This is a genomic window from Acidibrevibacterium sp. (assembly GCF_049965395.1).
Classification (GTDB): Bacteria; Pseudomonadota; Alphaproteobacteria; order Acetobacterales; family Acetobacteraceae; genus Acidibrevibacterium; species Acidibrevibacterium fodinaquatile.
Genome location: NZ_JBMFWJ010000023.1, coordinates 20998 through 42474, shown reverse-complemented (window position 1 = coordinate 42474; position 21477 = coordinate 20998). Strand labels below are relative to the sequence as shown.

Below are 21477 nucleotides of genomic sequence, written 5' to 3'. Positions count from 1 at the left end.
GGCGCCTATGAGGAAAAAACCGTTGCTGTTGACGTTTTGCCGCTGGCGATCCGCGGCCAAATCCGATAGCCCTGATTGGCATTTGTCTGTCCGGTTGACACTTCACGCTCTCTTCAAAAAAGGGTAGGATCCGCCGGCCAAAATCCTCTGGTGTGGAACTTCCCTGAGCAGAAGCCCGAGTTTCTCCAGACGAATGCGCATGGCGACGCGCGCGACCATGAAGCGCTCGGCAAGCGGTTGGGCGATGCGATCAAGAGTGGCGTCTTCGCTTTCGGAGCAGTCAAGGTCGCCGATCCAGCATTCGATACGCTGGATTTCGACGTAAGATGGTTCTATCGGTTTTCACAAACCGCAGCCCATCAGCCCATCCCTGGGCAAGCGCCGGGTTGGCGGGCAATCGGTGCGCGCGCAGCCGGCTCAATATTGCAGGGCGGCATTCACGCCGGCCAAGGCCGCCGCGCCCGGGCAGAGGGCAGCATCGTCCAAAGCATTGAGCGGCGTTGCCACCGTATTGAGATGGCGGTGGAGATCCTCGGGCTCAGGGGTGACATAAAGCAGGCCGGTGACGATCTCGCCGGCCACGGTCCGCTCCTGCAAATAGGCGAGCGCGCTGGTGCGGTCATGCGGATTGTAATCGGCGGCGAGCTTGCGCAGGCGCAACACGCCGCCATCATGCTGCACCACTTCCTCGACCGCGCCCGGCGCGTACTCGGCGGTGATGGCGGCGCGGGCGGTGATGTAATCGAGCCGGTTCACCGCCTCGTTATGTTCGCGCACATAATCGAAGCTCTTGGTGCTGCCTTGGTGGTTGTTGAACTGAACGCAGGGCGAGAGACAATCGATGAAGGCGGCGCCGGGATGCTGTAGCGCTGCCTTGATCAGCGGCACGAGTTGCGCTTTGTCGCCGGAGAAGCTGCGGGCGACGAAGGTGGCCCCGAGCTGCAACGCCAAAGCCACCAGATCGACCGCCGCATCGGCGTTGGTGACACCTTTTTTGCTCGTCGAGCCGCGGTCAGACGTTGCCGAGAATTGCCCCTTCGTGAGGCCATAGACGCCGTTATTCTCGACGATATAGGTCATGTTGATGCCGCGCCGCAGCGCGTGCGCGAATTGCCCGAGGCCGATCGAGGCGGAATCACCATCGCCCGAGACGCCGAGATAGATCAGATCGCGATTGGCGAGATAGGCGCCGGTCGCAACGCTCGGCATGCGGCCATGCACGGAATTGAAGCCGTGCGCGGCGCCAAGGAAATAGGTTGGCGTTTTCGACGAACACCCGATGCCAGAGAGTTTCGCGATACGGTGCGGCGGCAGCGACAGCTCGAAACAGGCGCGGATGATCGCGGCACTGATCGAATCATGGCCGCAGCCGGCGCAGAGCGTCGAAATCGCGCCCTCATAATCGCGCCGCGTATAGCCGACCGCGTTGGTCGCGAGTTCCGGGTGATGCAGTTGCGGTTTCGGCAGGAAACTCATGATGTGTGGTCCGATGCAATGCCCCCGCGTGAGCGCGCGGCGAGGGCGGGGAGGAGAGAGCGAAAACGCAGCGCGGCAGCCATCATGGCGCCGCCTTGCGCAAGGGGACGACGTTGCTGGCACCGCCAATCGTGCCGCCGATGGCATCGGCGATGAATTCCGCGGTGATCGGCGTGCCGTCATAATGCAGCACCCGCACCAGACGGGCGGGATCGATCTCGCCTTCGAGGATCAGCAGCGCGCGCAACTGCGCATCGCGGTTCTGCTCGACGACGAAAACCTTTTCGTGTTGGGCGATGAAGGCCAGCACGTCGTCATGGAAGGGAAAGGCGCGGATGCGCAGAAGATCGAGGGGCACGCCGTCGGCCGCCAGCATGTCCGCGGCTTCGTTCATGGCGGGCGCGGTCGAGCCATAATAAATCGCGCCAAATTGTGCCGGCGTTGCGGCATCGCGCCGCTGCGGCCGCGGCACGAGTGCCTTGGCGGTTGCGAATTTGCGGAGCAGCCGCTCCATGTTGCGCTGGTAGGCATCGCCCTCTTCGGTATAGCGGGCATACTCGTCGCGGCTGGTGCCGCGCGTGAAATAGGCGCCCTTGGTTGGATGCGTGCCGGGCAAGGTGCGATAGGGGATGCCGTCGCCATCGACATCGCGATAGCGCCCGAAATCCCGGCCCGCTTCCAGCTCCGCCGCCGTCATCACCTTGCCGCGATCCATGCGCCGCGCATCGCTCCAGGTGAAGGGCGCGCAGAGGCGTTCATTCATGCCGATATCGAGATCGAGCATGACGAAAACCGGGGTTTGCAGCCGATCGGCGAGATCGAACGCCTGCGCGCCGAACAGAAAGCATTCGTGCGGGTCTTCAGGAAACAGCAGGACATGCTTGGTGTCGCCATGCGAGGCATAGGCGCAGGCCATCACGTCGCCTTGCTGGGTGCGGGTTGGCATGCCGGTCGAGGGGCCGGCCCGCTGGACGTCGAACACGACCGCCGGAATCTCCGCGAAATAGGCAAGGCCGAGAAATTCCTGCATCAGCGAGATGCCGGGGCCGGAGGTCGCGGTGAAGGCGCGCGCGCCGTTCCAGCCTGCCCCGATCACCATGCCGATCGCCGCAAGTTCGTCTTCCGCCTGCACGATCGCGGCGCGCAGGCGCCCAGTTTCGGGCTCTTTGCGAAAGCGGTTGGTATAGCGCGTGAAGGCTTCGGCGAGTGAGGTCGAAGGCGTGATCGGATACCACGCGCAAACCGTCGCGCCGCCATAAATCGCACCGAGGGCTGCGGCACTGTTGCCGTCGATGAAAATACGCTCGCCGACCGCCTCGGCACGCTGCACGCGCAAGCCGATCGGGCAGGCGAAATGCACGCGCGCATAGTCATAGCCGAGCCGCATCGCCGTCACGTTCGGCGCGATCAGCTTCTCCTTGGCTTTGAATTGCTCGGCAATCAAGTGTTCGAGCACCGTCGGCGCGATGTCGAGCAAGGCGGCGAGCGCGCCGACATACATGATGTTCTTGAAAATCTGCCGCTCGCGCGGCTCGGCGTAGGTTTCGTTGCAGAGCGCCGTCAGCGGCATGCCGAGAACCGTGATATCGTCACGCAGGTTGCGCACGATCCGGGTCGAATCATAAAACAGATAGCCGCCCGGCTTGATCGCGGCGAGATCGCGCTCCCAGGTCTGCGGGTTCATCGCGACCATGAGATCAGTGCCGGCGCGCGCGCCGAGATGGCCGGATTGCGAAACCCTCACCTCATACCAGGTCGGCAGCCCCTGGATATTGGAGGGGAAAATGTTGCGCGGCGTCGCCGGCACGCCCATGCGCAAGATCGCGCGGGCGAACAGGGCATTGGCGCTGGCCGAGCCGGAGCCGTTGATATTGGCGAAGCGGACGATAAAATCATTGATCTGGGGTGCGGCGGTCATGGCGGCGCTCACAGCGCAGGCGCGGGTTGCGGCGCGCCGACTTGCGCAAGATCGAGCAGAAAACGCTGCATGTCCCACGCACCGGTCGGGCAGCGTTCGGCACAAAGGCCGCAATGGAGGCAGACATCCTCGTCTTTCGCCATGATGCGCCCGGTTTTCAGCCCATGCGCGACATAAAGCGCCTGCTCGAGATTGTGCGCCGGCGCGTTGAGGCGGGTGCGCAGCTCGGCCTCCGTCCCATCCGCGGTGAAGGTGATGCAATCGACCGGGCAGATATCGACGCAGGCATCGCATTCGATGCAGAGTTTGGCGGAAAAGACGGTCTGCACGTCGCAGTTGAGGCAGCGCTGCGCTTCCTTGAAGGCAAGCTCGGCATCGAAGCCGAGTTCGACCTCCGCCGTGATGTCGCGCAGCGCCTGCCCCTTTTCGATATGTGGCACTTTGTAGCGGAGATCGATGGAGACGGCGTTGTCATAGCTCCATTCATGAATGCCCATTTTCTGGCTGACCAGCGCGACATGCGGCGGCGGCCGGTCATGTGGATCCTGGCCACGCAGCATGAGGTCGATCGATAGCGCCGCCTGATGCCCGTGCGCGACCGCCCAAATGATGTTTTTCGGCCCAAAAGCCGCATCCCCGCCGAAAAACACGTGCGGCAGCGTCGATTGCAGCGTCACCGGATCGAGCACCGGCAGGCCGTTGCGCTCAAAGGCGATGCCGGCGTCGCGCTCGATCCAGGGAAAGGCGTTTTCCTGCCCGATCGCGACCAGCACGTCATCGGCGGGAACGAACGCGTCAGGCTCGCCGGTCGCAACGAGATGGCGGCGGCCATTTGCGTCGTACTCGGCGCGCACGGGCGTAAACGTCATGCCGGTCAGCCGGCCCTGCTCATGCACCACCGTTTTCGGCGCGAGATAATTGAGGATCGGGATGTCTTCGCGCATCGCGTCCTCTTTTTCCCAAGGCGACGCTTTCATCTCCTCAAAGCCGGAGCGGACGATGACGCGCACCTGCTCGCCGCCCAAGCGGCGGGCAGAGCGGCAGCAATCCATCGCCGTATTGCCGCCGCCGAGCACGATGACGCGCTTGCCGATCGCCTTCACATGGCCGAAGCTGACGGAGGCCAGCCAGTCGATGCCGATATGGATGTTGGCCGCCGCCTCGGCGCGGCCGGGGACATCGAGATCGCGCCCGCGCGGCGCGCCGCAGCCGACGAAAATCGCGTCATAGCCCTCCCCGAGCAGGGATTTCAGGCTGTTGACGCGTTCGCCCAGCCGCGCGCGCACGCCGAGATCGAGAACATAGCCCACTTCCTCGTCGATCACCGTCTCGGGCAGGCGAAAGCGGGGAATTTGGAAGCGAATGAAGCCGCCGGCCTTCGCCTCGCCATCGAAAATCGTGACATCGTGGCCGGCGGCGGCGAGATCGCGCGCGACGGTGAGCGATGCCGGCCCGGCGCCGACGCAGGCGATCCGCTTCCCCGTCCGCGTCGCCGGCGGCTGCGGCATGCGCGCCGTGATATCGCCCTTGTAATCGGCGGCGACGCGTTTGAGCCGGCAGATCGCGACCGGATCCGCCTCCACCCGGCCGCGGCGGCAGGCCGGCTCGCACGGGCGATCACAGGTGCGGCCAAGAATGCCTGGGAAAACATTGGATTTCCAGTTGACCATATAGGCATCGGCATAGCGCCTGGCGGCGATTAGCCGAATATATTCGGGGACTTGCGTGTGGGCCGGACAGGCCCATTGGCAATCGACGACTTTGTGAAAATAGTCGGGATTACCGATATCGGTCGACTGCAAGCGCGTTTCCTTCCGTTTGCCCGCCAGCCGTTTGCCCGCCAGCGCTCAGGGGGGCGGCCTGCCCGCGATCGCCTGCTGGCGATACGGGCAGCGTATCACCCCATTGTTGGCTTTAATGATAGCGAGGTTTCGCCCGCGCCGAAAGAGCAGGCGGCAAGGCCACGAAAGGGGTTGCGGCGGGGCGCAAACGCCTCTGGCGCGGGCTCGGCGCGCGCCTTGGGCCGAGCCCCGGCATGTTCGCAAGGCTGCGTCTCAATCCCGGCATGGCTCGCGCCGCCGGCTTGCGGCGCATAGGCGCGCCTTATGCCGCCGCGGTCAGGCGCTTGACGAAGGCGGAGAGGCGATGGCGGCGGAGTTCGGAGCGGGCGGCGGCGTCATTCGTCATGTAATTGAGCTGGATGACGAAGCGCTGGCCGATGAAGGTTTTATGGCCGTGCCAGGCCGTCGCGCTGTTGGGAAAGACGAGGAGAGTGCCATTCACCGGCGGCACCTCGACCGCGAAATCCTCGAGATCGCGGCTGCGGAGCAGGCGGAGGCAGCCCTCATGCTGGCCCCAGGACTCGTCTTCGGGGTTGAGATAGAGCAGCACGGTGACGCGTTTCGCGGTCGAATCGCAATGGATATGCCCGTCGCGCTCGGTCGATTGGCCGCGCAGCGTCACCATCGTCGGCGCGTCATCGAGGTCGAGGCCGAACCGTGTCGAGATGGCGGCGCGAAACCGCGGGCCCTCGAGTTCGCCGACCAGCGCCGCCGCCGCGGGCCCAAGCGCCAGCGAGGCGATCGGGAACGAGCCGCGCTTGGTCATGCGTGGCAGATCGCGAAACACCGCCGGCAGCGCCGGCTCGGGCACGAAATGCGGCACGACGATGTGGGGGAACGGGTCGGTCGCGACCGGGGTTGCGTGCAGGCGCTGGTAATCGAGGGTGATCATGGCGGGCTCGCTCAGGGTTTCTCGCGACGATTATATAGCATGGTTCGCGGCCGCTTCATCCACCGCGATTGCCCGCTGCCGGCGGCGGCGCTATGGGCCAGGCCAGCATGGATGACCAGAGCCGACCATTGCGGGCCGAGCAAGGCCCGCTTGCCGCCTATCGTGACCGCCTCGCCACCGGCGCGCTCGCAACCGACCCCGCCCAAGCGCTTCTGGCGGAGCGGCTGCAGGAGCTATGGGCGCGGCTTCGCGATTACGACCCGCAGCCGCAGCCGGCGAGCAACGGCTTGCTCACGCGTTTCCTCCGTCGCAAGCCGACCGAGGGCGCGCCCGAGGAGCGGCCGCACGGGCTTTATATCGTCGGCGAGGTCGGGCGCGGCAAATCGATGCTGATGGACATGTTTTTCGCGAGCGCCCCCCTCCAGCGCAAGCGCCGCCTGCATTTCCACCGCTTCATGCAGGATGCGCATGCCAGCGTGCATCGCTGGAAGCAGCGCCACCCCGAGGGCGCCGACCCGATCCCGCCGCTCGCCGATGACATCGCCGCCGGCGCGGCACTCCTCTGTTTTGACGAGTTCCAGGTCAATGACATCGCGGATGCGATGATTCTCGGCCGCTTGTTCGAAGCGCTGTTTGCGCGCGGCGTCGTCGTTGTCGCGACCTCGAACACCTTGCCCGACGATCTCTTTCGCGGCCAGCCCGGGCGCGACGCCTTTCTCCCCTTCATCGAATTGATCAAGAGCCATCTCGACGTGCTGGTGATGGAGGGGGGGCGGGATTGGCGGCGGCGGCGGCTCGAGAGCATGGCCGCCTGGCTGGTTCCGGCGGATGCGCGGGCGGAGCGGGCGCTCGATGAGATTTTCGCAACCCTCGCCGAGGGGGCAGCGCCGGCGCCGGCTCGCCTTCACGTGATGGGGCGGCGCTTGCTGGTGCCGCTCGCCGCGGGGCATGTCGCGCGCTTCGATTTCGCCACATTGTGCGGAACGGCCCTCGGCGCTGGCGATTATCTCGCGCTCGCGACCCATTATCAGGCGCTGGTGCTCGATGCCGTGCCGCGTCTGTCGCCAGAGAATTTCGACGAGGCGCGGCGCTTCATCACCTTGATCGACGCGCTCTATGACCATCGCGTCAAACTCTTCGCCTCCGCCGACGCGCCGCCAGACGGCCTCTATCGCGATGGCGAGGGGGCGCGCGCTTTTGAGCGCACCGCCTCACGGCTGATCGAAATGCAAAGCCGCGCCTATCTCGCGCTCAGCCATCTCACGTGACGGAAAGCGCGCCCGCGCGCCCTGCCGCTGGGTTACGCCGCAAGCCCGCGCATGGCTTGCTCGAGCTGCGCCCAATCGACGCCCGCGGGGTCAGTTCCAGTTGCGCGCAGCCAGTCCGGCGAGAGGAGAGCGTAGGCTTCCTCGGCGTAGGTCTCCCACCACGCCCAGGTTATTTGCTTCAACGCCCCCCAGGTGACGCAGATCGGCCCGATTGGGTTGTAGCCGACCAGCGGCACGCAGTGGCCACCCCACGATCCGGGCGCGTCGACGGTCTCGGTCCAGATGTCTTCGCTCTGCGCCGAAAGAGGCAACGCGATTCCGGTGTAGAGATTGCCGAAGGTCGCGAGGGCGCGGCGCACCGCCTCGAGATCGTGCGGATCGACGCCGGCCGCGCCGGTAAGCGTGTCTGGCCCTCCGTCGGGCGTCGCCATCCCGCTCGTCGCCCAGTAGCGTAGCACGACGGCGCAGAGCGCGCCCCGGTCGGTCGCCTCGTCGCCTGGCACGTAGCCAGAGACGGCGCTGTACGCGGCGAGCACTTGCGCGTCGTCCATCACCACCGGCGCGGCGTCGGTATATGTGGTCCACTGTTGGATGACGTGACCCACGGCGGCGCAGGTGCAGTCGCCTACCTGATCGTTCGCCAGCATCGGCCAGGACGGGATGCGCGAGAACCAATCGACGCTCTCCGCGCTGGTTGGAGCCGGTGTCCAAAGGGCCTCGAGGCGCGGCAAGCGCGTATCCTGAGCCGCGCGAACGCGACCGAGTTTCATTTTTGAGTGATCAGTCACAATGCTCTCTCCTCGCGTCCGCAGCGCCAGCTTTGCAGACGATAGTTGGGATGATCGCGCAGCCAGCGCTCGGCTTCGGTTTGCCCCGCGCGCAAGCAGGCGATCGGGGTAGGGAAGGGAGCCGCGAGCGTGCGCGTCTCGCACGCCGGCGCGCTCAGCGTGCAGACGACGAAACTAAGCGTGATGGGGTCCATAAGGGGGTTTCCTCCAAGGTCGCGAGCGCGCTCTCGTAAGCGCCGATATGATGATCGGCGAGCGGGTCGTCCGCCGGCGCGCCGATCTCGATCTGCTGGCGCGGGCGGAGATAGACGCCTGGTAACCACGGAACATCCGGCACCGGGTCGTCGCCGTTGCGATAGCTGCGCACAGCGATCGGCGAGAGGAGCCGGCGCAGCTTCCAGGATCCGCAGCGCGGCGCGCCGAAGGTCACCACCGCCGCCGGGGGCGTGCGGCGCGCCACGAGGATGCCCCCGAGCAAGAGCGCAAGCGCACCGCCGAGGGAATGCCCGGCGATGATCGCGCCGCTGAAGTCGGCGCAAGCCATCGGTGCGCGCCGGTAAAGCTCCCAGGCGCCCGTGCAAAAGCCGCTATGGCAGATGCCGAGCGTTGCATCCCAAGTCGGCCACGCCGCAAAATCGCGCAGCCATTCTCCGATTTCGCGCTTGGTGCCGGGGATCGCGAAGACCGGTCGGTCGTCGGCGACCGTATAAAGCGCCGAGAGTTCGCCGGCGAACCAGGTCGCGTTGGTATAGCTCTGCGCGACGAGGCGGCAGAGATCGAGATCAGTCGGCATTGAGCAGACCTCCCGCCGCCAACGCGATGCGGCAAATCCTGAGACGCCAGCCCGAGAGAAAGCGCGCATCAGCGGGGAGGGCCGCAAGCCGCGCGGCCTGAAACGTCGCGCAGAGCGCGAGCAAATCATTGTGGCGTGCGGCGACGGCGGCGAGCGTCGCTGGCCCGATCACGCCGTCTGTCGCAACCCCGACCGCGGCTTGCAGCCAACGCGCCGCCGCTCCGACGCCGTCATTGACCGCGGCATCGAAGACCAGCATCGCGAGCGCCGGCGGGAGCTTGTCGCCTTCGATCGGCGCCCAGTAATCGCGGGCGTAGATCGCTTTTGCGTCCGCGAGCGAAAGGGACGCGATATCGAGCCCGGGATAGGCCGCTGCACTGATTCCGAATTTCGTGCCGCGACAGGCGCCGAGCCCGATCGCGCCGCCCGACCAATTGCCAGGATCGTCGGGATCGGCGGAAAATCCGCCTTCCTCGCCGATCGTCTCGGCGAAGCAGCGCGCGAAAACCTCAGTGCCCAGCACGGAAGTCTTGCGCCTGCTCGGCGAGCACCCGCTCGGCTTCAGATGGTGTCATCGCCGCACTGGCAGCGGCCGGCACCGGCAGCCCAACGGCGGATTCGAGGACCGGCAGCATGACATTGGCGGCGGCAAGAATCTCGGGCACCGGCGCCGGCAGCGTCCGCACTTCCGAAAGCGCCGCGACCATGGCATTGACGGCCGCGGCAAGCTGCTCCACCTCTGGCTGCGCAGCACTCGCGCTGGTCGCCTGCGCGACCGCGGCCGCCGCCGCTTGCACCGCCGAAAGCGCGTCATCGAGCTGAACGAGCTGGGCCGCGCTCAAAACATTGGCGTCGCGCAAATCCTTGGCGGCAGCGGCGAGGCCGGTTGCGATGTTGTCGGCGTCGGTCGCAACCGTCGGGAGCGAGACGGCGCCGTTGACACAGGCGCCGAGCAGGAAAGCAGCGCCGGCGAAAGCGGCAATGGGGAACAGACGCATCAGTGTTTCTCCTCGGATTGGGGGGCTTGGGATGGCGCGCGCAGCTCTGCGGCAAGCTTCTCTGCGGCGCGGGCGAGAGTCTCCGCGTCGGCCTTGGCGGCGTTGTTGTCAGGCAGCAGAATAGAGACGATGGCGCCGACGACGATCGACAGCGCCGCCGCCCACGTCATTTGCTTCGTCAGCACCGCCTCGAGCGCACCACACAAAGCGGCAAGGCCGGCAACCGTGCTCGGTTGCCGGAGAGTGTCACGAAAGCTCATGGAAACTCCTCTCAGCGCGTTACGCCATCCAAAGGTCTGGGATGGGCGTTCAAAATCGCGGTATCGAGCCGTGTGTTGATTTGGCTGAGGGCGGCGTTGATCTGCGCGATCACCGCCCGCTCGGCATCGACGCTTTCATCGATGCGCCGGCCGATTCCGGCGAAGCGCTCGGCTTCGTCGGCGCGCGCGGCGATCAATTGCTGCTGCAAACTTTCGATGGATTTCTCGCGCAGCGTGATCTCGGCGGTGATTCGCTCCTCCTCATGGCCGACGGTGACGGCGACGTAAAACACCGAACTGATTACCGCGCCGACCATACCGAGCAGCGACAGCAGATTGCCGGCGGTGACGACACCATCAAAGCGGACGTGATGGTTTTTGCCTTCTTCCATCACGCGTCTCCGGCACCGAGAAGACACGTATCGACCGGCGCGCCATTGAACTCGGGCAAGCGGCGCGGGTTGCCGTCACGCGCCTCACTCGCGGCCTTGGCAAGCTTCGCCTTGAGGGCAGAGTAAAGCATCGCCGTGGTGATCGCATGGCAATCCGTCCCTGGCGGGAAATCGGCGAACGCCAACGCATAGCATCGCGGCGTCCCGAGCGGGTTACACCCGGCGCGTCGCGCCGCCTCCGAGACATACCCGGCCAGCGCGATTTCGATGCGTTTGGCATCGAAGAAATCCTGGCGATGGACGATGCGCCAGTAGGTCACGGGCGCGCCGGTGTGATCGGGATCGAGCGATTTCGTCAGAGCCATCGGGAAAACTTCCTATTGCAGGCGCGCCCAAAGCGCGCTGGTCGCGAAGAAAATGAAGCGGGTGGCACTGTTTGCCGAAAGCGTCGTCGGCGCGCCGGAGATCGTCTGCCCGGTATTGGCGTTGAGGGTGAGCGCGGTGATGGCGGGGATGGTCGCGATGGTCACTTCCTGGCCGTCGATCGGTGCCGCCGGCAGGGTTACGCTCAGAGCAGCCAGCGTCGCGCTGCCGGCGATCTGCAACAGCGAACAATTATTCGGAACGACGAGCGCGGCGCCACTCGTCGGCGTTTGATAGCTGTAGGATTGTTCGGCGCGCGCCCCGAGCAGCGCAACCGGAGAACCGCCGGCGCCGACGGAGCCGAGCGCAACCGCGCCGTCACCGGCGCCGGCGAGTGTCACGCCGTTGGCGGCGAGCGCGCCGGCGCTGCTGATCGCCGCCGGTGCGCTCGCGCTGCCGGGTTTAAGGCTCAGGTAATTCGCGAAGTTGGCAATTGGCGTGAGGCGCGCCGCGTCCGCGCCGTTGGCGGAAAAATGCAGAACGCCATTTCCCTGTGTCGCCAGCGCGAGATCGACCGCGGCCGCCTCGCCCGCGCTCGCCAGGCCCGGCGGCGCACCACTCTCCGCGCCAAACAGCCGAAGCCCGTTGACCGCGCCTGCGACAACGCTATTGAGCGCCGGCGCATAGGCGTAATTCGGCTTGTCCCAGCCATTGCCGACATCATGGACGTTGGCAGACGCCGTCGTCGTGAGCGCCGCGACACTCAGCGTCTCGGTCGCGCCAGAGGAGGTCGTCGCGCTGACGCTGATGCCTGCTTGCGCCGGCGCATAAAGGACGAGCGTTGCGGCACTCGGATGAACGGTGACGAAAACGCCCGCGGCGGGCGCATAATGTCCCGAAAGCACGGCAAGCGGTGTTGTGAACGTCACCGCGCCGTTGAAGGCGATCTCGGCAGTGATGGCGGCACTGAGTGTTACCGTATTACCGGCGATCGCGGTGATCCGCGCGCCGGCCGGGATGGCGGCATTGCCATAGGCCACCATGCCAACACTGAGCGCAGTGGCATCATACAGTGTGAGCGTGCTGGCACCGGCGAGGGCGGTTTGCGCCGTTGTTGCCGGCGCGACCACGGTTGCCGCAAGCACGGCATTGGCGAGCCCGAGCGCCGCACTCGCGAGACTATCGCCGCTGGCAAGCGTATAGCTCACCGCGATGGGCCCACCGATCAGTGCGCTCCCTGACATCGTGAGCGTCAACACATCACCGGCCGTCGGTGTGCCGCCGATGGTAATGGCTGCGGCGGCAAGCAACCCGCTCGCGATCGCGCTTGCGCCATTGGTGTTGACCGAGGTATTGCCGGCGAGCGTCAAAAGCCCGCCGGCGGTTTCGATATCGACCGGCAAAGCGCAGCCGGAAAAGCAGTTTCCAACGATGGTTGCCGCCAGAATGTTGCTGATTTGGATGCCGACGCCGCCATCTTGTGGCAAAACATCGTTGCCGATGAGGGAAAGCCGCGCATTCGGCGCATCGATACGAAGAGCAGGTTGCGGCGAAATCACGCCGTTATGGGCATAGCGCGTGAGCTTGCTGTCAGTGATGCGAATCTCGTAGACATAATCCCCTTTGATGTCGAAAATCATGCCCTCGCAAAAGCCGACCTCCATGTTGGCAACGGTCAGCATAAGATCGGCGCCGGAGGCCGATTCGTAAACATTCGGCGCGGGATTTTCGATCAGAAACAAGGGTGGCGGCGCAGAGGTATCGCCTGCAATATAGCCATAGACGCTGAAATTCTCGAAATGTGTGGTTTGCAGAACGCCGTTATTGACGACTTTCAAAACCGAGCCGACCGAGTCGAAATTCGTCTCGGTAAAGTTCCCGGCAAGCGTGCCGCCATCGACCAGGATCGCGGTGCGATAGCCGAACACGAAATTGCCGACCGCAATCGGCCCGCCATTGGTGGTCGAGGAGGGGGCGCTCGCGCTGCCATTGCCGGAGACCAGCAGCCAGACGCTCCGCGTTGTCGCGTAATTGCGGAGATAGTAGTTATTCTGAATGGCTTCGAACGTTGCACCACCGGCAAGCGCCGCCAGCGTCGGCACGGTGATGGTAACGGTATTGCCCGAGATGCTGGCGATGGTGGCGTTATAGGGAATAGCGCCATTACCGCTGAGCGGCATGCCGGGCACGAGATTGGCGACGCTGTTGACCGGGAGCGCCGTGCTGCCGGCGGCAACACCGGCGGCAAGCGTCAGCGTGACCGCAACCGTTGCCGCGGCACCGCCGCCATAATGCAGCATCTCGTCCTGGAACACGCCCCAGGAGAAGAAATTGTCCGACATGAAGATGATATCAGCAACGTTGGGAAGATTGAAACAGACATTGAGGGCACTGATGCGGTTGCGCGTAAACATCACGTCACCGACCGTGGTCGACGCCGGAACCGTGAAGAAATCGTACGCGTTGGTGACCTGATTGTCGGTGAACACCACGTCAGCAACGGCGGAAATCCCGGTCATGCCAAGAAACAGCGGCGGATAGACGATCGGGCCGCTCGGCTGGTCGACCTGGTTCGGGTAGTAAAAACAAAGCCGCTCGATCAGCACCGAGGCGCCGATCAGAAACGGCGATTGCGCCGTTCCGGTGATCCAGATCTGGCTGCCGTTTTTGCCATAGGGATAGCCGAAATCGGTACCGCTATCGCCGATCAAGGCAACATTCTGGAGCGTGACTTGCGCGGCGCCAGCAAGCAGAATCGGGCCGCCCGCTGGGATATAAAGCGCTTTGTTGGCAGCGCTTGCGGCGGCGACGGCGGCGGCGAACGCCACCGAATCATCGGTCGTACCGTTGCGCGCAAGGCCAAAATCGTCGACATTGATGCGATCGGCAAAGCGCGCGGCAAGCGAACGTGCCGTCGTGGTCGCGCTCGCGATCGCCGTCGCGTTCGAGAGATCGGTCGCGCTGACGCTGCCGCCGCTGATCGCGACGGCAGACGCGCTTTGTGTTGCGAGACTCCCAAGCCCGAGATTGCCGCGCGCCAGAACCGGATTGGCGAGATCAGAGAGATTGTTGCTACCCTGTAACGCGCCGGTCAGACGCGGATCGTTGCCGGCGGCAACCGTTCCTGCCGTCGTGCCGATATTCGCTGAAAGCGTCGCGTTGGCGAACGTAAGACCATTGCCGATTGCGATCGTCTCCGGGCTCCCGGCGCCGAGGCTCGCGCGCCCGAGCAGCGAGCCGGTCGGCACGCTGAGCGCGGGCTCGGTGCCGGCGAGCAATGTGGCAACAGTGACCGAGCTAGTCACGCCATTTTGCTGCAAGGGCAACTCGTCATCGGAATTGACCGAGGTGACGGTAGGCAGTTGCGGAATGGTGGGCATGGTAAGCCTTTCGTTACGGGTCGCGAAATCAGGCGACGGCAACCCACCCGGTTGCCGCGGTTCCGGTTTGCTTCACCCAAAATGTGCTACCGACACCGCCGGCGAGATTGCGGTAATCAGAGCCGGGTGGCGCGGCGAGGACCCCTTCCGGCGAGCCGGTGCCGATGGTCGAGATCACGCCTTCGGGCGCGGCGTCGGACGTGATGCGAAGAACGCCTGCGCCATTGGGATGAAGGCGCACATCGCCGCCATTGACGCTGCCGAACGTGACGGATCCATCGCCAGGAAACGCGAAATAGCCGCCGAGCGGCACGATGCCGGCGCGCCACGCGCCATAGGTCGCTGTCCATTCAACATCACTGTTGGCCGGCACCGTGAGGTCGAACAATGTCCAGTTTTCCTGAAACGGGGCCGAGCCGACACGGGTAAACACGACGGCTTCGTTGCAGCGCGCGCGAAGCCGCCGGCCGGTTGGCAGCGGCGCCGAGACATAGGCGGTTGCGGCCGCGCCGGTGCCGTTGCCGCTAATAGTAACCGGAACGGACGCCCCGATCGCGCCATAGCCACTGCCCGCGTTGGTGAGCGCGATGCCAATGATCGCGCCATTGCGAATGAACGCGGTCGCACTGGCGCCACTGCCGGGCCCGCCGATCGCCACCGTCGCCTCGGTATAATTCGTCCCACCTTCGATGACGCGAACGAAGCCGATCGCACCCGTCATGGCGTATTGCGAGGAAGACACCATGCTGGCGATCGGGCCGGCGACCGTGGTGATCATGAATTCATCAGCAATGTCGGGAAATACCAGCGTTTGCGGCCCGCTGTCGCTGGTGACCGGATTGATGGTAAGAAGCGCCGTGTCGTTCCAGGAGTTGCCGGAGATCAACACAGAATCGGTGGCGACCGTCAGGCACTGCGCGATCGTAGCCGCACCCGCTCCCATGAAGCGGTTGTTCCGTATGACGACGTTCTCTGGCCCATCACGTAGAACGATACCGCCGCCTTGCGAAAACCCGATCCAATTGTCACTGATGGTGAGGTCCGCGCAGCTGATGCCGAAATTATTGCCGTGGCCGTCGGTTTCGACATTATTGACTTGAATGGCCCAGAGCGTACTCCCTTGGATGCGGTTGCGCGAGACGCGCATATTCTCGCTGCCGCCAGGATTGATACCGATCGCAGCGCCCGAGATGAAATTGCCGACGATATCGCCATGGATCGCGCCGCCCGAGTCGATCCCGTAAGGCGCCGTGCCGTTAAGCCAAACAATCGTATTGTTGCCGATCAGACTGTAGGAGGTATTGGCAAGCAGGCCCGCGCCGTTGGCGCCGTTGTCGACGAGCATGTTGCCAGTGACTGCAAGCGCCTGGCCCGCAACCGCGATGCCGTAGTCGCTATTGTCATGGCAGATATTATTGGCAACCAGAATCGCCAACGCATCGGGATTGGCATTACCCCAGACGGGCGGCGTCGTATTGCTCTGGTTGAAATTACCAATCGAGATGCCGCGCTGATTGTTCCAGGCGCGACAATTGGCGACGAGACAGAGATGAAGTTTTTGAAGAAAGTTTGGATCGGTGTAGTCGATGACGATGCCATAGCTGCCATTGTCATGGGCGCGCGTTCCGGTAATCGTAACCCCGATCACCGCCTGCACCCAGATCCCATGGATCGCATTGCCATAGGCTTCGCAATCGCGGATTTCGTATTGCACGCTCTCGGGATCGGAGGCTTGAATGACGAGGCCGGAGCCCATCGTCGGCCCGCCGGCGCCGGTGAAAACGCAGGTTTCAAACACCGCCTTGGTGCAGGCGGGCGTAACCAGAACCGCCCAGCTATCGGTGGTGATGGTGGCGTTGGCGTCAAAGATGATGCCGGCGGCGTAGAACGCGGCACTCGAGAGAGATATCCACGCATCACCGGTGCTTTGCGCGCCGCGTCGGAGGATCGTCTGCCCCGGCGCGCCGAGGAGAACGGCGCTCGCGGTGTTCGGCGTCCATTGGCCGGTCAAGAGATAGGTCTTCGGGCCAAAGCGCAGCGGCCGGCCGGAAGCAAGCGCCGCATTAATCGCGGCGGTATCGTCCGTCACGCCATCGCCCTTGGCGCCGAAGCTCTCCACGGCAACGCTGTCTTCGAGAAACTGCGCGATCGTGCGGCTGGCGGTTGCGCCGTTGGCGATGGCGACCATGCCGGAGGCAGAAATATCGGGCAGTGTCGCGATATTTTGCATGAATTGCGCGTAAGGCACGGCGACGTTGGCGGCGTTCTGCCCGAGCGGCACGAGATCGCCGGCCTGTGGCGCGATCCCGGCGCCGAGTGCCGGCACTGAATAGGGCGCCGCCGTCGCGCTTAGAACGCCGTTCGCGAGCGAGAGATTGGCGCCGATACCGATCGCTTGCGCGCCGCCGACGGCAGGGCCCGGATTGCCGAGAAGCGTGTTGGGACCAATGGCGAAGGCCGGCTGCACGCCGGCCAATATCTGCGCGCGGGTGACCTTGCGGGTGATGCCGTTCTGGCTCGTCGGATATTCGTCGGTGTCGGCCGCGGAGATCGCCGGCGGCAGGGCGTCAATGGTCATCATGCTCAGCTGCCCGTGATCAGAATCGGATTGCCGTTTTGATCGGTGAGGATTAAGCCAGTGTTGGTGATCAGATCATCCGGCAGAACCGGCAGCGAGGAGAGAGAATAGACCGGCAGCAAAATGCTGCGCGCGAGCGTGCGGCCGGAAAACGTGCTGATCGTGACCGTGACGGTGTAAACCGTGCCGGATTGGCCAGCGGCGAGCCAGAGAACCGCGATTGCGCCATTGGCGAGCGCAGAATTTAGCGTGAGATCGCCGGGATTGTCGGGCGCGATGGTCACCGAAAGCGTCGAGATGCCGTCGCCAGGATTGCCCGCGAGGGCTGCCGAGATGTCGAATTGATAGTCGAGAACATCATTCGGGTCCTTGAGCGGCCAGATCGGCAGGGCCGGCACCGCCGGCTGGGTTCCGCGTGGCACCGGGACGAAACCGTCGAGCACCACCGTGCGCGCGGTCGAGGGCTGCCAGACATGGGTTGCGGGCGTGGACATGGCGTTCTCCGAAGCTGCTGATCACCACTCAAGAATGACGAGACCGTTGGCGCCCGTGCCGCCGGCGCCGTCGGCGATGCCGCCGGAACCACCAGCGCCGGCGAAGGCGCCATCAAGCCCCGGGAGACTGGTCGCGCTGCTTCCCGCCGGCCCAAAGGCGCCGCCGCCGCCAAAGGCCGCGCCACCGCTCCCGCCGACCAAGCCGCCGCCGGGAAAGACGAGGCCGTTTTGGCCAAACTGCCCGGTAACACCAAGGCTTCCGCCAGAGCCGGTGCCACCGTTGGCGGCAGCGACGCCAGCGGCGTTGGCGCTGCCGCTGCCGCCCGGCGCGCCACCCGTCGCTGACGCAAACGTGCCGAAACTGGTCGTGCCACCGGCGAGGCCTGAGGTGCCGCCGACGCCAACGGTGATCGCAATCGTGGTCCCTGGTGTTACCGGGAAATACCCCTCGGTATAGCCGCCGCCGCTGCCGCCGGCGCCACTGCCGCCACCGCCCGCACCGCCGCCGCCGCCCGCCCCCCAGAGGCGTGCGCGCACCTGCGAGATGCCGCTCGGCACCGTCCATGTCCCGCTCTGGCCAAATGCGGTCATGCGCGAAACACCAGGCGTCAGCGCAGGGAGTTTGAAGGGAATGAAGGGCGCGGTCGGCAAGGTTTCGATGTTTGCGGCGGTGATGCTGGTGGCGCCGTAAGCGACGGTGATGACATAGAGCCCGAACCAGCCGCTATCGACCGGCGGCGTCGTCTGCGTGCCGGTCGGGGCCGGCGCGCCGGATTTCACCTGCAATTGCACGCGTTCGATGCGCGCGGTATTTTGCGCCGCGCCGGAATTCGACGGGCCACTATAAGGCTGCGCCGGATTGGCGGCGTTGTAATAGGGAAGAATGACGGGATCGGTGTCGCTTTCGATGAAGCTCGCCTCGATGAGATAGGCGATGGACTCGCCCGAAGAGGTCGGCGCCGTCAGCGTGAAGCTCGTCGCGGTAGTGTTGATGCCCATCTTCACCAAGGGATCGGTATTATCGGCCGCGAGCGCGCCATAGGCGAGCGGGTCGATAGTGGTGAGCGTGGTGATGCTGCCAGGACCGACCGTGACATCCATCGAGGCCGGCGAGGTCGGGGCGCAGGCGAGGCCATCGACGACGGTATTGCTCCCGAGCGTTGCCTGCACGAGATAGCCAAGGGCGACGAGCGTGTTGCGATTGATGGTGAGAATATCGGTGTCGAGCGGGATCGCGCCCGGATAGACGATGTTGCGGTCCATGGGTTCTCCTCTGGCGGCGGACGTTGCGGCGCCGGATGGTCAGTTGCTGATGCGGGTCCAGGCGATGGTCGCGGCCGGCAGCACCGCGGCGATGGCGGCGTCGATGTCGCTGTCGCTGATGCCGAGGCTGGCGAGAGCGAGATCGGCATATTCGATCGGCCCGACACCATAGCCGCCACCGCCATTCCAGCCGGCGACGTTGGCGATACCGTTTTCCCGTGGCCGATAGGCGGTGACGAAGCACTGAAATGGCAAACTGAGATCGCCCCAGCCGCCGGCGACGCCATAGCCCGCGCCACCGCTTGTGTAGCTTCCAGTATCTTCCGGGCGAGTCGGCTCGAAAATCACCGGCGCGCGTCCCGTAAGATCAACGAGCGCTTGCGAAAGCGCCTCGCGCGTTGCTTGCGGGCGAAGAATATTCTGATCAATGCGGACACGAAAAGCCGCGTCGCTCTCGCCGGTTTTGCGCGGGAGACCATTGCCGAAGAAATCGAGCGAGATCATATCAAGGAAAATGCCGGTCGCGGTCGCGATCCGGGTCTCTGTGGTGACATAGGCGAGAAGGCTATAGACGAAGGCCCAGATCGCGCCGATGCCGGCGAGTAGCGCGTTGAGAATGGGACTCGGGGTGCCGAACCATGGCGGCAGAACAGCCTTGATGCGGGCTGCCATGTCATTCTGATCGCCGGTTGCCATCTCAATTCACCACCACGCTCGCGGCCGTGATCACACCGGTTGCCGGCGGCACGAGATCGGCATTGACACCGTTGATACTGAGCCCTGTCACGTTGGTGACGGCGGGATCGGCGTCATAGGCGAGTTGTGCGAGACGCGAGATCGGCAAGGGTGCGCCGATGGCAAGGGTTGCGATGAAGTTGGTGATCGCGGTGCTGATCTCGGTGGCGATGGTGGCGAGCGAGGCGGTGGGAGAGAGCGTCACGGTAAGCGAAATCGCAGCCGCAATCGGCGTCGGCGGCAAAACCGCATAGCGTGATCCCACTGGCCGGACCGACTCAATCGCGGCACTCACGGTCGTGATCAGACTGGCGGGCGGATTGCCGCTCCCGTCATTGATGGTCACCGTAAAAAATCCCATTTCGGTATTGCCCGCGGGATTGGTATTCTCCTGCAGCAGATAGGTGATGCCTTGCTGGATGCCGGCGATCGCGTTGCCGATCGCGATCGGCGTCGCAAGCGAGCGGGAATTGATGTAGTTGACGAAGCGGGCGCGAAACGCGGCGTCGCTTTCGGCGTTGGTGCCGCCGGTGAAGGCGAGCGGATTGGTGACCTGGTCGATGCCGGGAATGGCGGTTGCCAGCAATGTTATGGTGTTCGGCTGAACATTGCCGGCGGTGCCGGTGGCGAGAGCGATAACCGGAACGCTCACCGAGGCGACACTGGCGGCGATGGCATAGCCATTTTGCGTGGCACTCCAGGCGGGGTTGGTGGTGACCGCGATCACCGCAAAACTCTGAGTGCCATCTGCGGTTCGCACTTCGGCGCCGACCGGGATCAGCGCCGCGTTGCTCGGCGTGTAGCGCGAGAAGGTGACATTGCCCTCCGCCGCGATCGCGGGAAGCCGGGTCAGGCCATAATCTGCCATCCAGCTATCGAGATTCGTGCCGGTGCTGGTTGCGGCCCGCGTCATCGAGAGCACTTGAAGAATGAGCCATTGCAACCACAACGCAACAGAGCTGCTCGCCTCGAGCACTGCGCGCAGCACCGATCCCACTGAGAGATCGAGCAACGCCGTGCTGGCGCCTTGCACCGCCGCCGCGGCGTTCTGCACCAAAGTCGTAAAATTTTGTAGATTGAGCATTATGAGGGATTCCGAATTCCAAACGAAAGCAGTTGCGTTTGGCCGCTCGCGGCGTCGACATAGCTGATCATGACGGCGATGGCGCCGAGCGTGTCATATGAGACGTCGATGGTTGGCGCGGGCGTTTGCGCAACGGCGCTTTCCTTGGCCAATTGTGTGCGAATGATTGCCTCGATCTGGAGCGGATTGGCGGGCTGGCCGACGAATTGCGCGAGCCCGGCGCCGTATTGCGGCTGCCAGATATACTCGCCAGGATTGGTCAGCAGCCGGCGCAGCACCCGTTGCTGCGCCCGGAGAGCGCCGGAAACCAGCGCGAGATCGCCGCGCGCATCGACCGAGAGATCATTCCCCCATTGCTGGAAGAGATCATTCATCAGCGCACCTTCTTTCCTTGTCGTCAGTTTTGCGGGGATGGCGGCGACGTCGTGGTGCCGGTGACGGTGTGGGTGTGTTCATCGTAGGCGGCGCGAAGAGAGGCGAGGGTTCCGTGCCCGTCGGCAACATCGCCGGTCGCGGTGATCGTGCCGTTGACCGAGAGATTGCCGGTGACTTTAAGGCTCGTCGCATTGACGGCTATGGAGCCATCGGCGAGCAGTTTCACGAAACTGCCGCTTTGGTGGATCAGCCAGAACTCGCCGGAGGGCGCTTGCGGCGGAGGGGCTGAGAGGCTGAACGCGCCGCCGACGATGATGCCATGTTCGGAATCCCCCTCATGCGCGATGACGAGAACCTGATCGCCGGGCGAGGGGGGAGCAGCCAGACCCCAGCCATTACCGACCCAGGCAGTTATGATCGGCAGCCAGCCGCTCAGCACGCCTTCCGGCTGCAAAAGCACCCGCGCCGTGTAGCTGGTGGGATCGACGCTGCTGACAAGCGCAAAACGCGGCTGCGCAATCGCTTGGTCGAGCGCGCCGGCATGCGCCCTGAGCGCGTTGAGAAAGCGTTCCATGGGGA

The 21477-nt window shown here is 64.6% G+C and carries 21 protein-coding genes; 1 reads left to right on the top strand and 20 read right to left on the bottom strand.

Annotation, left to right across the window (positions count from 1 at the left end; all coding sequences use genetic code 11):
- Nucleotides 1-417: 417 nt before the first annotated feature.
- From ACP5M5_RS08810 to ACP5M5_RS08795, 4 genes are all read right to left on the bottom strand, one after another.
- On the bottom strand, nucleotides 418-1476 hold the full coding sequence (locus tag ACP5M5_RS08810) for a 2-oxoacid:ferredoxin oxidoreductase subunit beta (protein WP_427936753.1): 1059 nt from the start codon (nucleotides 1474-1476) through the stop codon (nucleotides 418-420).
- A gap of 82 nt (nucleotides 1477-1558) precedes the next feature.
- Nucleotides 1559-3394: a 2-oxoacid:acceptor oxidoreductase subunit alpha gene (locus ACP5M5_RS08805; RefSeq protein ID WP_427936752.1), complete on the bottom strand. Its 1836-nt coding sequence runs from the start codon at nucleotides 3392-3394 to the stop codon at nucleotides 1559-1561.
- An 8-nt stretch (nucleotides 3395-3402) separates the two neighbouring features.
- Entirely contained in the window at nucleotides 3403-5196 is a 1794-nt protein-coding gene (locus tag ACP5M5_RS08800) for an FAD-dependent oxidoreductase (RefSeq protein WP_427936751.1), read from the bottom strand.
- Nucleotides 5197-5497: 301 nt separating this feature from the next.
- Nucleotides 5498-6127, bottom strand: a complete 630-nt coding sequence (locus ACP5M5_RS08795; RefSeq protein WP_427936750.1) for a 2OG-Fe(II) oxygenase — start codon at nucleotides 6125-6127, stop codon at nucleotides 5498-5500.
- A gap of 92 nt (nucleotides 6128-6219) precedes the next feature.
- Between ACP5M5_RS08795 and zapE the strand changes: the two genes are divergently transcribed.
- On the top strand, nucleotides 6220-7395 hold the full coding sequence (zapE, locus tag ACP5M5_RS08790) for a cell division protein ZapE (protein WP_427936749.1): 1176 nt from the start codon (nucleotides 6220-6222) through the stop codon (nucleotides 7393-7395).
- 32 nt (nucleotides 7396-7427) lie between these two features.
- Here the strand turns inward: zapE and ACP5M5_RS08785 are convergent, their stop codons facing one another.
- From ACP5M5_RS08785 to ACP5M5_RS08710, 16 genes are read right to left on the bottom strand one after another with little or no spacing between them, the layout of a single operon-like run.
- A complete protein-coding gene (locus tag ACP5M5_RS08785) occupies nucleotides 7428-8183 on the bottom strand; it encodes a hypothetical protein (protein ID WP_427936748.1) in 756 nt (251 codons plus the stop codon).
- On the bottom strand, nucleotides 8180-8377 hold the full coding sequence (locus ACP5M5_RS08780) for a hypothetical protein (protein ID WP_427936747.1): 198 nt from the start codon (nucleotides 8375-8377) through the stop codon (nucleotides 8180-8182). The genes ACP5M5_RS08785 and ACP5M5_RS08780 overlap by 4 nt, the downstream gene beginning before the upstream one ends.
- A complete protein-coding gene (locus ACP5M5_RS08775) occupies nucleotides 8338-8976 on the bottom strand; it encodes a lipase family protein (protein ID WP_427936746.1) in 639 nt (212 codons plus the stop codon). Before ACP5M5_RS08775 ends, ACP5M5_RS08780 begins: the two co-directional genes overlap by 40 nt.
- Nucleotides 8966-9499: a glycoside hydrolase family 108 protein gene (locus tag ACP5M5_RS08770; protein ID WP_427936745.1), complete on the bottom strand. Its 534-nt coding sequence runs from the start codon at nucleotides 9497-9499 to the stop codon at nucleotides 8966-8968. The genes ACP5M5_RS08775 and ACP5M5_RS08770 overlap by 11 nt, the downstream gene beginning before the upstream one ends.
- On the bottom strand, nucleotides 9486-9974 hold the full coding sequence (locus ACP5M5_RS08765) for a hypothetical protein (protein WP_427936744.1): 489 nt from the start codon (nucleotides 9972-9974) through the stop codon (nucleotides 9486-9488). Before ACP5M5_RS08765 ends, ACP5M5_RS08770 begins: the two co-directional genes overlap by 14 nt.
- Nucleotides 9974-10234 carry a hypothetical protein gene (locus ACP5M5_RS08760; RefSeq protein ID WP_427936743.1) on the bottom strand — a complete coding sequence of 87 codons (261 nt, stop codon included), beginning with the start codon at nucleotides 10232-10234 and terminating at the stop codon, nucleotides 9974-9976. Before ACP5M5_RS08760 ends, ACP5M5_RS08765 begins: the two co-directional genes overlap by 1 nt.
- Nucleotides 10235-10245: 11 nt before the next feature.
- The gene (locus ACP5M5_RS08755) at nucleotides 10246-10626 is read right to left on the bottom strand and encodes a hypothetical protein (RefSeq protein WP_427936742.1); all 381 of its coding nucleotides are present in this window, start codon (nucleotides 10624-10626) and stop codon (nucleotides 10246-10248) included.
- The gene (locus ACP5M5_RS08750; RefSeq protein ID WP_427936741.1) at nucleotides 10626-10991 is read right to left on the bottom strand and encodes a hypothetical protein; all 366 of its coding nucleotides are present in this window, start codon (nucleotides 10989-10991) and stop codon (nucleotides 10626-10628) included. Before ACP5M5_RS08750 ends, ACP5M5_RS08755 begins: the two co-directional genes overlap by 1 nt.
- A 12-nt stretch (nucleotides 10992-11003) precedes the next feature.
- Nucleotides 11004-14369 carry a beta strand repeat-containing protein gene (locus tag ACP5M5_RS08745; protein ID WP_427936740.1) on the bottom strand — a complete coding sequence of 1122 codons (3366 nt, stop codon included), beginning with the start codon at nucleotides 14367-14369 and terminating at the stop codon, nucleotides 11004-11006.
- A gap of 28 nt (nucleotides 14370-14397) precedes the next feature.
- A complete protein-coding gene (locus tag ACP5M5_RS08740) occupies nucleotides 14398-16950 on the bottom strand; it encodes a right-handed parallel beta-helix repeat-containing protein (RefSeq protein ID WP_427936739.1) in 2553 nt (850 codons plus the stop codon).
- Between the two features lie 2 nt (nucleotides 16951-16952).
- A complete protein-coding gene (locus ACP5M5_RS08735) occupies nucleotides 16953-17441 on the bottom strand; it encodes a hypothetical protein (protein WP_427936738.1) in 489 nt (162 codons plus the stop codon).
- Between the two features lie 21 nt (nucleotides 17442-17462).
- On the bottom strand, nucleotides 17463-18704 hold the full coding sequence (locus tag ACP5M5_RS08730) for a glycine-rich domain-containing protein (protein WP_427936737.1): 1242 nt from the start codon (nucleotides 18702-18704) through the stop codon (nucleotides 17463-17465).
- Between the two features lie 39 nt (nucleotides 18705-18743).
- Entirely contained in the window at nucleotides 18744-19400 is a 657-nt protein-coding gene (locus ACP5M5_RS08725) for a hypothetical protein (RefSeq protein WP_427936736.1), read from the bottom strand.
- 1 nt (nucleotide 19401) lies between these two features.
- A complete protein-coding gene (locus ACP5M5_RS08720; RefSeq protein ID WP_427936735.1) occupies nucleotides 19402-20523 on the bottom strand; it encodes a baseplate J/gp47 family protein in 1122 nt (373 codons plus the stop codon).
- Nucleotides 20523-20897: a hypothetical protein gene (locus ACP5M5_RS08715; RefSeq protein WP_427936734.1), complete on the bottom strand. Its 375-nt coding sequence runs from the start codon at nucleotides 20895-20897 to the stop codon at nucleotides 20523-20525. Before ACP5M5_RS08715 ends, ACP5M5_RS08720 begins: the two co-directional genes overlap by 1 nt.
- A gap of 23 nt (nucleotides 20898-20920) precedes the next feature.
- Nucleotides 20921-21472, bottom strand: a complete 552-nt coding sequence (locus ACP5M5_RS08710; protein WP_427936733.1) for a phage baseplate assembly protein V — start codon at nucleotides 21470-21472, stop codon at nucleotides 20921-20923.
- Nucleotides 21473-21477 lie beyond the last annotated feature (5 nt).